The organism is Pseudomonas rubra, assembly GCF_028656935.1.
Taxonomy (GTDB): Bacteria; Pseudomonadota; Gammaproteobacteria; order Pseudomonadales; family Pseudomonadaceae; genus Aquipseudomonas; species Aquipseudomonas rubra.
Genome location: NZ_JAMDGZ010000010.1, coordinates 99,824 through 112,638 on the forward strand (window position 1 = coordinate 99,824; position 12,815 = coordinate 112,638).

Annotated in this window: 13 protein-coding genes; 9 read left to right on the plus strand and 4 right to left on the minus strand. The window is 62.7% G+C overall.

Annotation, left to right across the window (positions count from 1 at the left end; all coding sequences use genetic code 11):
* Nucleotides 1-4: 4 nt before the first annotated feature.
* Nucleotides 5-1,432, plus strand: a complete 1,428-nt coding sequence (gene cycA / locus M5G17_RS04595; protein ID WP_273891837.1) for a D-serine/D-alanine/glycine transporter — start codon at nt 5-7, stop codon at nt 1,430-1,432.
* On the opposite strand, the gene M5G17_RS04600 is transcribed toward cycA, so the two are convergent.
* Nucleotides 1,433-2,008, minus strand: a complete 576-nt coding sequence (locus tag M5G17_RS04600; protein WP_273891838.1) for a hypothetical protein — start codon at nt 2,006-2,008, stop codon at nt 1,433-1,435.
* 239 nt (nt 2,009-2,247) lie between these two features.
* Between M5G17_RS04600 and urtA the strand changes: the two genes are divergently transcribed.
* The 7 genes from urtA (at nt 2,248) to M5G17_RS04635 (ending at nt 8,910) form a co-directional block, all read left to right on the plus strand.
* Entirely contained in the window at nt 2,248-3,513 is a 1,266-nt protein-coding gene (gene urtA, locus M5G17_RS04605) for an urea ABC transporter substrate-binding protein (protein WP_273891839.1), read from the plus strand.
* Between the two features lie 144 nt (nt 3,514-3,657).
* Nucleotides 3,658-5,157, plus strand: coding sequence for an urea ABC transporter permease subunit UrtB (gene urtB / locus M5G17_RS04610; RefSeq protein ID WP_273891841.1), 1,500 nt, complete (start codon nt 3,658-3,660; stop codon nt 5,155-5,157).
* Nucleotides 5,157-6,236 carry an urea ABC transporter permease subunit UrtC gene (urtC, locus tag M5G17_RS04615; protein ID WP_273891843.1) on the plus strand — a complete coding sequence of 360 codons (1,080 nt, stop codon included), beginning with the start codon at nt 5,157-5,159 and terminating at the stop codon, nt 6,234-6,236. Before urtB ends, urtC begins: the two co-directional genes overlap by 1 nt.
* Entirely contained in the window at nt 6,233-7,093 is an 861-nt protein-coding gene (urtD, locus tag M5G17_RS04620) for an urea ABC transporter ATP-binding protein UrtD (RefSeq protein WP_273891844.1), read from the plus strand. Before urtC ends, urtD begins: the two co-directional genes overlap by 4 nt.
* A 20-nt stretch (nt 7,094-7,113) precedes the next feature.
* On the plus strand, nt 7,114-7,812 hold the full coding sequence (gene urtE, locus M5G17_RS04625) for an urea ABC transporter ATP-binding subunit UrtE (RefSeq protein ID WP_273891845.1): 699 nt from the start codon (nt 7,114-7,116) through the stop codon (nt 7,810-7,812).
* A 37-nt stretch (nt 7,813-7,849) separates the two neighbouring features.
* Complete coding sequence (locus M5G17_RS04630) at nt 7,850-8,377, plus strand: GNAT family N-acetyltransferase (RefSeq protein WP_273891846.1); 528 nt, start codon at nt 7,850-7,852, stop codon at nt 8,375-8,377.
* Nucleotides 8,378-8,382: 5 nt separating this feature from the next.
* Entirely contained in the window at nt 8,383-8,910 is a 528-nt protein-coding gene (locus tag M5G17_RS04635; protein ID WP_273891847.1) for a GNAT family N-acetyltransferase, read from the plus strand.
* A gap of 45 nt (nt 8,911-8,955) precedes the next feature.
* On the opposite strand, the gene M5G17_RS04640 is transcribed toward M5G17_RS04635, so the two are convergent.
* Together M5G17_RS04640 and cbpA are read right to left on the minus strand one after the other, a co-directional pair.
* Complete coding sequence (locus M5G17_RS04640) at nt 8,956-9,261, minus strand: chaperone modulator CbpM (RefSeq protein ID WP_273891848.1); 306 nt, start codon at nt 9,259-9,261, stop codon at nt 8,956-8,958.
* 2 nt (nt 9,262-9,263) lie between these two features.
* Nucleotides 9,264-10,223, minus strand: a complete 960-nt coding sequence (gene cbpA, locus M5G17_RS04645) for a curved DNA-binding protein (RefSeq protein ID WP_273891851.1) — start codon at nt 10,221-10,223, stop codon at nt 9,264-9,266.
* Nucleotides 10,224-10,383: 160 nt separating this feature from the next.
* Here cbpA and M5G17_RS04650 point away from each other — a divergent pair, with 160 nt between their 5' ends.
* Complete coding sequence (locus tag M5G17_RS04650) at nt 10,384-11,649, plus strand: Hsp70 family protein (RefSeq protein WP_273891852.1); 1,266 nt, start codon at nt 10,384-10,386, stop codon at nt 11,647-11,649.
* Nucleotides 11,650-11,758: 109 nt separating this feature from the next.
* Here M5G17_RS04650 and M5G17_RS04655 read toward each other — a convergent pair whose 3' ends face one another.
* Nucleotides 11,759-12,766, minus strand: a complete 1,008-nt coding sequence (locus M5G17_RS04655; RefSeq protein WP_273891853.1) for an AI-2E family transporter — start codon at nt 12,764-12,766, stop codon at nt 11,759-11,761.
* Nucleotides 12,767-12,815: the final 49 nt, after the last annotated feature.

Here is a 12,815-nt window from a genome sequence, read left to right on the forward strand (position 1 = left end):
GCCTATGACCGCGAACCTGCCCCCGCAACACGCCACGCCCGATGAGCATGACCACCTGCAACGCAGCCTGTCCAACCGCCATATCCAACTGATCGCCATCGGTGGCGCCATCGGCACCGGGCTGTTCATGGGCTCGGGCAAGACCATCAGCCTGGCCGGCCCGTCGATCATCTTCGTCTACATGATCATCGGTTTCATGCTGTTCTTCGTCATGCGTGCCATGGGCGAACTGCTGCTGTCGAACCTCAACTACAAGTCGTTCATCGATTTTTCCGCCGACCTGCTCGGGCCCTGGGCTGGCTACTTCACTGGCTGGACCTACTGGTTCTGCTGGATCATCACCGGCATCGCCGACGTCATTGCGATCTCGGCCTATTCGCAATTCTGGTTCCCCGACCTGCCGCAATGGGCACCGGCGCTTGCCTGCGTCGGCCTGCTGTTGTCACTGAACCTGATCACGGTGAAGATGTTCGGCGAAATCGAGTTCTGGTTTGCCATGATCAAGATCATCGCCATCGTTGCCCTGGTCGGCACTGGCTTGTACATGGTCATGGCCGGCTTCCAGTCGCCCGCCGGGCGCACCGCCGACCTTGCCAACCTGTGGAACGACCAGGGCATGTTCCCCCATGGCTTGATGGGCTTTTTTGCCGGCTTCCAGATTGCCGTGTTCGCCTTCGTCGGCATCGAACTGGTGGGTACCACTGCCGCCGAAGCCAAGGACCCGGAGCGCAACCTGCCGCGCGCGATCAACTCGATCCCGGTGCGCATCATCATTTTTTATGTGCTGGCGCTGATCACCATCATGGCCGTGACGCCATGGCGTGACGTGGTCCCGGGCAAGAGCCCGTTCGTGGAGCTGTTCGTGCTCGCCGGCCTGCCGGCAGCGGCCAGTATCATCAACTTCGTGGTGTTGACCTCGGCGGCCTCCTCGGCCAACAGCGGCGTGTTCTCGACCAGCCGCATGCTCTTCGGCCTGGCCCAGCAGGGTGATGCGCCACGCAGTTTCGAGCACCTGTCCAGCCGCAAGGTGCCGGCCAACGGCCTGTACTTTTCCTGCACCTGCCTGTTGCTGGGCGCCGCACTGATGTATGTGGTTCCCGATCTGATCGAAGCCTTCACCCTGGTGACCACGGTCTCGGCGATCCTGTTCATGTTCGTCTGGACCCTGATCCTGCTGTCGTATCTGAACTACCGCAAACAGCGTGCGGCGCTGCACCAGGCCTCGAAGTACAAGATGCCCGGCGGGCGCTTCATGTGCTGGGTGTGCCTGGTGTTCTTCGCCTTCATCCTGGTGCTGCTGAGTCTTGAGCACGACACCCGTCAGGCGCTGATCGTCACGCCGCTGTGGTTCGTGCTGCTGGCCGTGACTTACCAGTTCGTGCGGCGCAATCGTCAGGCTCAGCTTGAAAGCGTCAGCTCCCGCCAGGGCTGATCAACGCTCGTTGGCCTTGTACAATTGGGCCAGCACCGCGTCGGCCTCCTTGCGTTGGGCCGGCGTGGGCGCCTTGGCGAACTGGCTGCGGCCGTTGAGGGTCAGGTAGGCATTGTCGCCGTCGCCCCAGATGTATGAGTAGACCAGCATGAAGCTGTCGGAGTCGGCGGCGCAGTAAGGCGCAACGCTGCGCAGTGGCGCCAGCAGCGAGATCATCTCGCCGTAGTTGTCGCTGAACTGCAACAGGGCGAACTGCCAGGCCCCGGCCTTCTCGTCGTACTCCGAGTACGTGCCCCAGCCGCTGACACCGACCAGCTCGCTCAGGTCTTGCGCAACCAGCGGCCGCAGGTCTTCACTTCTGACCTTACCGGGACCATACATCCCCTGGCTGTCGAACCATTGCTGCCAGTCGTCGAAGGCGGGCGCCCCGCCCGGTGGAGCGGCCTTGGCCTCAGCGTACTGGGCCGGGGTCATGGTGCAACGAAAGTACAACGAGGACGGTTCAGCCTGCGCCTGCCCCATTGCCGCCCACAACCCGGCCAGCATGCCTGCGCCCACGTATTTGATCACTGCCATCGTCCTTGAGTGGTGTTGAAGACGCCGATCATACCTGCGCGTTCCAAAGCTGTGCAGGCAAGTTTGCAGTGCACGGGTTCAGGCGCCATCACAGTGCAAGCACGCTGCATTGTTGCCGCAGATCTCCTGCAAACGCCTGTCCCAGGCAGCCTCTCACCACCCGGCACAGCCCTTGCTAACGCTCTTGGGCGAAGTCGCCATCTGCCCAATAGAACATCCCATTGCATGGAGAGAGCACTATGAAGCGTCGCAGTCTGATCAAGGCCTTTACCCTCAGCGCGTCCATCGCAGCGATGGGCCTGAGCTGGAGCATCCAGGCCGCCGAGACCATCAAGGTCGGTATCCTGCATTCGCTGTCGGGGACCATGGCGATTTCCGAAACCTCGCTCAAAGACATGGCCCTTATGACCATCGAGCAGATCAACGCCAAGGGCGGGGTCAACGGCAAGCTGCTGGAACCGGTGGTGGTCGACCCGGCCTCGAACTGGCCGCTGTTCGCCGAAAAGGGCCGCCAGTTGCTGACCCAGGACAAGGTCGCGGTGGTGTTCGGCTGCTGGACCTCAGTGTCGCGCAAGTCGGTGCTGCCGGTGTTCGAAGAGCTCAACGGCCTGCTGTTCTACCCGGTGCAGTATGAGGGTGAAGAGATGTCGCCGAACGTCTTTTACACTGGCGCTGCACCCAACCAGCAGGCAATCCCGGCAGTGGAATACCTGATGAGCGATGACGGCGGCGCGGCCAAGCGCTACTTCCTGCTGGGCACCGACTACGTCTACCCGCGCACCACCAACAAGATTCTGCGCGCCTTCCTGCACAGCAAGGGCGTAGCCGACAAGGACATCGAAGAGGTCTACACGCCGTTTGGCCACAGCGACTACCAGACCATCGTCGCCAACATCAAAAAGTTCTCCGCCGGCGGCAAAACCGCGGTGATCTCTACGGTCAATGGCGACTCCAACGTGCCGTTCTACAAGGAACTGGCCAACCAGGGCCTGAAAGCCACCGACGTGCCGGTGGTGGCATTCTCGGTGGGTGAAGAGGAACTGCGTGGCATCGATACCAAACCGTTGGTGGGCCACCTGGCGGCGTGGAATTACTTCGAGTCGGTGGATAACCCGGTCAACAGCCAGTTCGTCGCCGACTGGCAAGCCTACGCCAAAGCCAAGAACCTGCCCGGCGCCGACAAGGCGGTAACCAACGACCCGATGGAGGCCACCTATGTGGGTATCCACATGTGGGCCCAGGCGGTGGAAAAGGCCAAGTCCACCGATGTCGACAAAGTCCGCGAAGCCCTGGCCGGCCAGACCTTCAAGGCGCCGTCCGGCTACACCTTGACCATGGACAAGAGCAACCACCACCTGCACAAGCCGGTGATGATCGGCGAGATCCAGGATGACGGGCAGTTCAACGTGGTCTGGGAGACCGAACAGCCGCTGCGTGCACAGCCTTGGAGCCCGTTCATCCCGGGCAACGACAAGCGGCCGGATTATGCGGTGAAGGGCAACTGAGTTACCGGGGCCGCTTGGCGGCCCATCGCTGGCAAGCCAGCTCCCACAAGGACCGCGCATCCCCGCAGGCACTGCTGTATCTGTGGGAGCTGGCTTGCCAGCGATGAGGCCCTCAGACACTCCACAACCGCGACGGATCCCGCTATGCCCAAGGCCCTCCAGCGCCTCTTCCTCGGCTTGCTCCTGCTGCTGCCGCTAGCCGTCCAGGCAGCCGACGCCGATTACTTCATCGCCGCCAAGGCCAATGAGCAGGCGCGCCTGCTCCAGGACTGGGCGGCGCAACCGGACCCAGCCCGTCTTGAATTGCTGAGCTCCCTGCAGCAAGGCCGCATTGCCCCCGGCGACACCCGCAAGCTGCGCCTGAACAACCGCCTGCGCGGGCTTGTGGATAACGCCCTGGCCAGCCATCAGCTACTCAGCACAGACAGCGCAGTGCGCCTGGCCGCTGCCCGGCAACTGCAAAAAAGCGCCCAGCCCGCCCAGGTCGCCTTCCTCGACCGGCGTTTTGCCGGCGAAGCCGACGCTTCCGTCCATGCTGCACTGGCCCTGGCCCTGGCCAACTTGCAACTGGTCGACAGCGACCCGGCCGTACGCCTGGCGGCTGTGCGCCTGCTCGGCGAGACTGGCGACCCCATGGCCCGCACACGCCTGCAAACCCTGCTCGAACCCGGTGTCGAAAGCACCGCCAGCGTGCGCACCGCCGCCGAAACCAGCCTGGCCCAAGTCAAGCGCAAGCTGCTGATTGGCGAGTTGCTCGGCCAGGCCTTCAGCGGCTTGTCGCTGGGTTCGATCCTGTTGCTCGCGGCCCTGGGCCTGGCCATCACCTTCGGTCTGCTCGGGGTGATCAACATGGCCCACGGCGAAATGCTCATGCTCGGCGCCTACGCCACTTACGTGGTGCAGATCCTGGTGCAACGCTACGCGCCCGAGGCCATCGCGTTCTACCCGCTGATAGCCCTGCCGGTGGCCTTCGCCGTCAGCGCGGGAGTCGGCATGCTCCTGGAGCGCACAGTGATCCGCCACCTGTACGGCCGCCCACTGGAAACCCTGCTGGCAACCTGGGGCATTAGCCTGATCCTGATCCAGACCATACGCCTGCTGTTCGGTGCCCAGAACGTCGAGGTGGCCAACCCGGCCTGGCTTTCCGGTGGCATCCAGGTGCTGCCCAACCTGGTGCTGCCCTATAGCCGCCTGGTGATCATCGCCTTCGCCCTGTTCGTGGTGGTGTTGACTTGGTTGCTGCTCAACCGTACCCGCCTGGGCTTGAACGTGCGTGCCGTTACCCAGAACCGCAACATGGCCGCCTGCTGCGGCGTACCCACCGGGCGCGTGGACATGCTCGCCTTTGGCCTTGGCTCAGGTATCGCCGGGCTTGGCGGCGTTGCCCTGAGCCAGATCGGCAACGTCGGCCCGGACCTGGGCCAGAGCTACATCATCGACTCGTTCCTGGTGGTGGTGCTGGGCGGCGTCGGCCAACTCGCCGGCAGCCTGTGGGCGGCCTTTGGCCTGGGCATCGCCAACAAGCTGCTAGAGCCGCAGATCGGCGCGGTGCTCGGCAAAATCCTTATCCTTGCGCTGATCATTCTGTTCATCCAGAAACGCCCGCAAGGCCTCTTCGCGCTCAAGGGACGGGTAATCGACTGATGAACCAGCCTCTGCTTGTTACCGCCAGCCAGAAGGCCGGCCCACGCTGGACCCTGGCCATTGGCGCCGCTGTACTGTTGGTATTGCTGGCCCTGCCGCTGCTGTCATTGCTGCCCGCTGGGCACAGCCTGCAGGTCTCGGCCTACACCCTGACCCTGGTCGGCAAGATACTTTGCTACGCCATCGTCGCCCTGGCCCTGGACCTGGTCTGGGGTTATGCCGGGCTGCTGTCGCTGGGCCACGGCCTGTTCTTCGCCTTGGGCGGTTATGCCATGGGCATGTACCTGATGCGCGAAGCGGCCGGTGATGGCCTGCCGGCGTTCATGACCTTCCTGTCGTGGAGCGAACTGCCCTGGTACTGGGCCGGCACCCAGCACTTTGCCTGGGCCCTGTGCCTGGCGATGCTGGCTCCGGGACTGTTGGCCCTGGTGTTCGGCTTCTTTGCCTTCCGCTCACGGATCAAGGGCGTGTACTTCTCGATCATGACCCAGGCCCTGACTTTCGCCGGCATGCTGCTGTTCTTTCGCAACGAGACCGGCTTTGGCGGCAACAACGGCTTCACCAGTTTTCGTCGCATCCTCGGTTTCGAAATCACCGCGCAAAGCACCCGCGCAGTGCTGTTTTTGCTCACCGTCGCCTTGCTGGTGGCCAGCCTGTACCTGGGCTGGCGCCTGGCCCGAAGCAAATTCGGCCGAGTGCTGACCGCCTTGCGCGACGCTGAGAACCGCCTGATGTTCTGTGGCTACGACCCGCGCGGTTTCAAGTTGTTCGTCTGGGTCTTGAGCGCGGTGTTGTGTGGCCTGGCCGGCGCCTTGTACGTGCCGCAGGTGGGCATCATCAACCCCAGCGAGATGTCGCCGACCAACTCCATCGAAGCTGCCGTATGGGTCGCCCTCGGCGGACGCGGCACCCTGATCGGCCCGCTGCTGGGGGCCGGCCTGGTCAATGGCATGAAGAGCTGGTTCACCGTGGCCTTTCCCGAGTACTGGCTGTTCTGTCTTGGGGCGCTGTTCATCCTGGTGACCCTGTATCTGCCACGGGGCGTGGTCGGTCTACTGAAGAAAAGGGGCGAACAATGAGCGCCATCCCGCTAGCACCAGTGCACCCGGCGTTCATGCTCGAACCGCTGCTCGACGCCGGCAGCGGCCGCGATGCCATCGGCCTCGGCCAGCGCCGCAGCGAAGGCCTGGACGTGCGTCACGGCACGCTGCTGACCCTGGAGGACATCAGCGTCAGCTTCGACGGATTCAAGGCACTGAACAACCTCAACCTGTACATCGGCGTCGGCGAACTGCGCTGCATCATCGGCCCCAACGGCGCCGGCAAGACCACGCTGATGGATGTGATCACCGGCAAGACGCGCCCTACCAGCGGCAAGGCCTTGTTCGGCGACACCCTGGACCTGACGCACATGAGCGAGGTGCAGATTGCCCAGGCCGGAATCGGCCGCAAGTTCCAGAAGCCGACGGTGTTCGAGGCCCTGAGTGTGTTCGAGAACCTGGAACTGGCGCAGAAGGCCGATAAATCAGTACTGGCCAGCCTGGTTGCGCGCCTGAGCGCAGAGCAAAAAGACCGTATCGATGAAGTCCTGCAGACCATTCGCCTGACAGCCTCGGCGCAGCGTCCGGCGGGACTGTTGTCCCACGGTCAGAAACAGTTCCTGGAGATCGGCATGCTGTTGATGCAAGACCCGCAATTGCTGCTGCTCGACGAACCGGTGGCGGGCATGACCGATGCTGAAACCGAATTCACCGCCGAACTGTTCAAACGCCTGGCCGGCAAGCATTCGCTGATGGTGGTCGAGCATGACATGGGCTTTGTCGGCAGCATCGCCGACCACGTCACTGTGCTGCATCAGGGCAGCGTGCTGGCCGAAGGGTCGCTGGAGCAGGTGCAGGCGGATGAACGGGTGATCGAGGTTTATCTCGGGCGATGAGGCCAACCAAGGACAACAACATGCTGAAAATCGACTCCCTGCACCAATACTACGGCGGCAGCCACATCCTGCGCGGCCTGTCTTTCGAGGCCAAGGTCGGTGAAGTCACCTGCCTGCTCGGCCGCAACGGCGTCGGCAAGACCACCCTGCTGCGCTGTCTGATGGGTCTGCTGCCCACCCGCGAAGGCAGCGTGCACTGGGAAGGCCAGGCAATCACCGCGCTCAAGCCGCACCAGCGGGTACATGCCGGCATCGCCTACGTGCCCCAGGGCCGCGAGATCTTCCCGCGCCTGAGCGTCGAGGAAAACCTGCTGATGGGGCTGTCGCGCTTCGGCGCCAGCCAGGCCAAAAGCGTGCCGGCGTTCATCTACGAGCTGTTTCCGGTGCTGCTGCAGATGAAACAACGCCGTGGCGGTGATCTCTCTGGCGGTCAACAGCAGCAGTTGGCAATCGGTCGCGCCCTGGCCAGCCAGCCGCGACTGCTGATCCTCGACGAGCCCACCGAGGGCATTCAACCATCGGTGATCAAGGAAATCGGCGCTGTCATCAGCACACTCGCCGCCCGTGGCGACATGGCCATCCTGCTGGTGGAGCAGTTCTACGACTTTGCCGCCGAGCTTGCCGACCAGTACCTGGTGATGTCGCGCGGCGAAATCATCCAGGCCGGACGTGGCGAAAACATGCAAGCCGAAGGTGTACGCGGCCTGGTAACCATTTAACCTGAACCTATCACCGTGCCCTGTTCGAGAACCTGCCATGACTTACCTGCTGCGCGATGCTGTGCCTGCCGACCTGCCGGGCATTCGCGACATCTACAACGACGCCGTGCTCAACACCACGGCGATCTGGAACGAGCAAGTGGTCGACCTGGGCAATCGCCAGGCCTGGTTCGATGCCCGCCAGGCCCAGGGTTATCCGATCCTGGTGGCGGTGGACGCTGCCGACCAGGTACTGGGCTATGCTTCGTTTGGCGACTGGCGAGCGTTCGACGGCTTTCGCCATACCGTCGAGCACTCGGTGTATATCCGCAGCGACCAGCGCGGCAACGGCCTGGGCCCCACGCTGATGCAAGCGCTGATCGAGCGGGCCCGCACCTGCAACAAGCACGTGATGGTTGCTGCCATCGAAAGCGGCAACGCCGCCTCGATTCGCCTGCACCAGCGCCTGGGTTTCACGCTCAACGGGCAGATGCCCCAGGTCGGCGTGAAATTTGGCCGCTGGCTGGACCTGACCTTCATGCAATTGATCCTCAACCCCGACGCCCCGCCCCCGACAATGGAATGACGCCCATGAATGCTGCGCAGCTCAATCGTGTGACCCATGAAAGCTTTGCCTATTACCGTGACGGCCTGGTGGCATTGCTGCTCGATGCCGTGCAGCACGGTGCCTCGGTAGGTTTTCTGGCAGATATCGATATGCAGCAGGCTGAGCGCTACTTTGAAGAAGTGCGCCAGTGCCTGGTCAGCGGCGAGTTGCTGCTGTGGGTAGTGGGCAAGGACAAGGAAGTGCTGGGCAGCGTGCAACTGGGCTTGTGCCTGAAGCCCAATGGCTTGAACCGCGCCGAAGTGCAGAAATTGCTGGTACACAGCGCAGCGCGGCGCCGGGGCCTGGGCCTGGGCCAGCAACTGATGCAGGCACTGGAGCTGGCGGCGCGGCAGAAACAGCGGGGCATGCTGTACCTGGATACCGAGGCCGGGTCGGATGCCGAGGTTTTTTATCGCTCGCAAGGGTACAGCAAGGCCGGGGAGATTCCGGATTACGCTTGTGGGCCGGATGGGGCTTATCGGGCGACGGCGTTGTATTACAAATTGCTTTAGGGCCTCATCGCGGGGCAAGCCCGCTCCCACAGAGGCACCCCGCGATCAGGCCTGCACTAACCGCCCCAGGCGCTGCCTGAGCATGCTGTTTTCGCTGCGCAGCTGCTGGACCTCGTCCAGCAGCTCCAGAGCCAGTGCCACCCCTTCCCACTCCAGTTGCAGGTCGTGGTGCAGCTTGGCCGCGCGTTTGGCCAACACCTGCGCCTGATCGTCAAACAGCCAGTCTTCCGGCGTTCGCCCGGAAGGTTCGACAATGCCGTGTTCGACGATTTCGATCACGTAGGCCGCCGGTAGACCGGCTTCCTGGCAGAGGGTCTGCATGTCCAGTTCAACGATCAGGGTACCGCTCATGATCAGCTACTCCATTGTGTCCTCGGGTTGAACGCGGCCTTCTCCGACAGCTTGCTCCACAGCTCACGAGCGGCAGCATCGGACTGGCTCGGCATCACCACTTTCAATTGCGCGTACAGGTCGCCACGCTGGCCCTGCTTGTTGCTCAGGCCCATGCCCTTGATCCGCAGGCGCTGACCGTTCTGGCTGTCCGGACGAATGGTCAGGTTGACCTTGCCGGTCAAGGTCGGCATCTCCACCTTGGTGCCCAGCGCAGCTTCCCAGGGTGCCAGCGGCACGGTGATGATCAGGTCATGACCTTCGACATCGAACAGCGGATGCGGTGCCATGCGGATGGTCAGGAACAGGTCACCATTGGCGCCGCCACCGATGCCCGGTGCACCCTGGCCCTTGAGGCGGATCTTCTCGCCGTCGCTGACACCGGCCGGGATCTTTACGTTCAGGGTCTTGGTAGTGAAGCCGGTGCGCTGGCCGCTGGCGTTGTGCTGCGGCACCTGAAAGCTGATCTGCTTGGATTCGCTGGACAGGGTCTCCTCAAGGAAAATCGCCAGTTCCATTTCCACGTCCTGCCCCCGCCGTCCGGCACTGCGTTGCTGGCCACGGCCAAAAGGATTGCCGTTGCCACCGCGCGAACCGAAGATCGAGCTGAAGAAATCGGAAAAATCGCCACCGTCACCGAAGCTCTCGGCACCTGACGAGCCGCGGCTTTGCCAGCCGGGTGGGCCCTGGAACGGCCGGCCATGCTGGCCGTACTTGCGCAGTTCATCGTACTCGGCACGTTTTTCCGGGCTACTCAGGGCTTCATAGGCCTCGTTGGCCTCCTTGAATTTCTCCTCGGCGTCACGCTCTTTGCTGACGTCGGGGTGATACTTGCGCGCAAGCTTGCGGTAGGCGGTCTTGATCGCCTTGTCATCCGCAGTGGGCTCCACGCCAAGAATCTTGTAGTAGTCTTTGAAGTCCATCTATGGAATCACCATGGGTTAATCGAATGCTGGTATAGATTGGGGTCAAGCATAGCCTTTCAAGGTGCCCATGGGTTTGCCGCAAAGCAGATAATCGGTCTTGATTCTGCTGCCAGCTGGCATAAACTGCGCGGCCGTTTTTCCCCCGGAAGTACAACCCATGAGTCAAGCATCTCCGGCCCGTGCCTGCGGCATCGACTTCGGCACCTCCAACTCCACCGTCGGCTGGCACCGCCCGGGCGTGGAGTCGCTGATCGCCCTGGAAGACGGCAAGATCACCCTGCCGTCGGTGGTGTTCTTCAATATCGAGGAGCGCCGCCCGGTGTACGGCCGCCTGGCCCTGCACGAGTACCTTGAAGGCTATGAAGGCCGCCTGATGCGCTCACTCAAGAGCCTGCTGGGCTCCAAGCTGATCAAGCACGACACCAGCGTGCTGGGTACCGCGCTGCCGTTCAAGGACCTGTTGGGCATGTTTATCGGCGAGCTGAAAAAGCGCGCCGAGGCCAATGCCGGCCGTGCCTTCGACGAGGTGGTGCTGGGCCGCCCGGTGCACTTCGTCGATGACGACCAGGCCGCCGACCAGGAGGCTGAAGACACCCTGGCTGAAGTGGCGAAGAAGATCGGCTTCAAGCACGTGTCCTTCCAGTACGAACCGATTGCCGCAGCCTTTGACTACGAGTCGAACATCCAGGGCGAAGAGCTGGTGCTGATCGTCGACATCGGCGGCGGTACCTCGGACTTCTCCCTGGTGCGCCTGGCCCCTGAGCGGCACATGCTCGACGACCGCCAGCAGGACATCCTCGCCACCGGCGGCGTGCACATTGGCGGTACCGACTTCGACAAGCAACTGAGCCTGCAAGGCGTGATGCCGCTGTTCGGCTACGGCAGCCGGATGAAAAGCGGTGCCTTCATGCCCACCAGTCACCACATGAACCTGGCCACCTGGCACACCATCAACTCGGTGTACTCGCAAAAATCCCAGTTGGCCCTGGGCAGCATGCGCTACGACATCGAGGACACCGACGGCATCGACCGCCTGTTCAAGCTGATCGAACAGCGCGCCGGGCACTGGCTGGCGATGGAAGTGGAAGAAACCAAGATCGAACTGACCCAAAACGACCGCCGCCTGGTCGACCTCAAGCGGGTCGAATCGGGCCTCAGCGTCGAGCTGACCCGGGCGCTGTTCGAAGAATCGATCGACAACCTGCTCGAACGCGTACGCGGCAGTGTCAGCGAGTTGCTGGGCAAGGCTGGTGTGGGTGTGGCACAGGTGGATACGGTGTTCTTCACCGGTGGCTCCAGCGGCATCCCGGCGTTGCGCCAGAGCGTGGCGGCGATGCTGCCGAACGCGCGGCATGTCGAAGGCAACATCTTTGGCAGCATTGGCAGCGGTTTGGCGATCGAAGCGCGCAAGCGTTACGGCTGAGATGGCTGGGGCCGCGTTGCGGCCCTTTCGCCGGCAAGGTCGGCTCCCACAATGGAGTTGCTACACACTATCCCTGTGGGAGCCGGCCTTGCCGGCGATGATTTTCAGTTCACACCAGCTCTTGCTGGCGCAACTCACTCTTCAGATAGGCGTAATAAACCGGCCCCGCCACTACCCCCGGCAAACCGAACGCCGCCTCACACACCAGCATTGCCAGCAACAACTCCCACGACTTGGCACTGATCTGCCCACCAACGATCCGCGCGTTGAGGAAGTACTCGACCTTGTGGATAACGATCAGGTAACCCAACGCCGCCATCGCCACCCAGATCGACAACGACAACCCGACGATGGTGATCAGGGTGTTGGACATCAGGTTGCCGATCACCGGCAGCAGGCCGAGCAGGAAGGTCAGCACGATCAGGGTCTTGGTCAGCGGCAGGTGCACACCGAACAGCGGCAGCACCACGGCGAGAAAGATCCCGGTGAAGAAGGTGTTAAGCAGGGAAATCTTGATCTGCGCAAACACGATGTTGCGAAACGCCTGCACCAGCAGCGCCAGGCGGTTGAACAGCGCCGCTGCCAGGGGCTTGCGCTTGGAGATATCAGGGATGCGCTGCAGGGCGACAATGGCGCCGAGGATCATGCCGATCAGCAGGGTGACGAACATGTGCGCCGCGCCCTTGCCGACCAGTTGCAATTCACCCAGGTGGGTCTTGAGCCATTCGCCAATGGCCACCTTGAACTCCGAGGCGCTGGCCGGCAGGTAGGCGTCGATGAACGGCGGCAACTGCCCACGAGCCTGGTCGACCAGCAGCATGAACTTGTCCAGCGACGCGCCGGGGTTTTCCGCTTCATGCAACAGGAAGCTGATGGCACCGGCAAACAGCAACGTCAGGGTGCTGACCACCAGCGTACCGAGCAGCGCTACCGCCAGCCAGCGTGCCCGTTGCCCGGCAATCAGGTGCTGCAGCTTGGGGGTGAGCATGTTGACCAGTTCGAACACCAGCAGCCCGGCCAGCAGGCTCGGCAACAACTTGAGCGGCAACACCAGCAACAAGCCGGTGAAGACGATGATCCAACTGGCCAGGGTGATCTGGCGCTGAGTAAAGGTCATACAACCTCGAAAGGCGACGGCATGGAAAACCGGCAGTCTGCCAGCCTTC

Coding starts and splice junctions, on each gene's coding strand:
- urtE (WP_273891845.1), top strand. CDS start 7,114: ATGCTGAAAATCGACTCCCTGCACCAATACTACGGCGGCAGCCACATC.
- M5G17_RS04630 (WP_273891846.1), top strand. CDS start 7,850: ATGACTTACCTGCTGCGCGATGCTGTGCCTGCCGACCTGCCGGGCATT.
- M5G17_RS04650 (WP_273891852.1), top strand. CDS start 10,384: ATGAGTCAAGCATCTCCGGCCCGTGCCTGCGGCATCGACTTCGGCACC.
- urtA (WP_273891839.1), top strand. CDS start 2,248: ATGAAGCGTCGCAGTCTGATCAAGGCCTTTACCCTCAGCGCGTCCATC.
- M5G17_RS04600 (WP_273891838.1), bottom strand. CDS start 2,008: ATGGCAGTGATCAAATACGTGGGCGCAGGCATGCTGGCCGGGTTGTGG.
- M5G17_RS04635 (WP_273891847.1), top strand. CDS start 8,383: ATGAATGCTGCGCAGCTCAATCGTGTGACCCATGAAAGCTTTGCCTAT.
- urtC (WP_273891843.1), top strand. CDS start 5,157: ATGAACCAGCCTCTGCTTGTTACCGCCAGCCAGAAGGCCGGCCCACGC.
- urtD (WP_273891844.1), top strand. CDS start 6,233: ATGAGCGCCATCCCGCTAGCACCAGTGCACCCGGCGTTCATGCTCGAA.
- M5G17_RS04640 (WP_273891848.1), bottom strand. CDS start 9,261: ATGAGCGGTACCCTGATCGTTGAACTGGACATGCAGACCCTCTGCCAG.
- M5G17_RS04655 (WP_273891853.1), bottom strand. CDS start 12,766: ATGACCTTTACTCAGCGCCAGATCACCCTGGCCAGTTGGATCATCGTC.
- cycA (WP_273891837.1), top strand. CDS start 5: ATGACCGCGAACCTGCCCCCGCAACACGCCACGCCCGATGAGCATGAC.
- cbpA (WP_273891851.1), bottom strand. CDS start 10,223: ATGGACTTCAAAGACTACTACAAGATTCTTGGCGTGGAGCCCACTGCG.
- urtB (WP_273891841.1), top strand. CDS start 3,658: ATGCCCAAGGCCCTCCAGCGCCTCTTCCTCGGCTTGCTCCTGCTGCTG.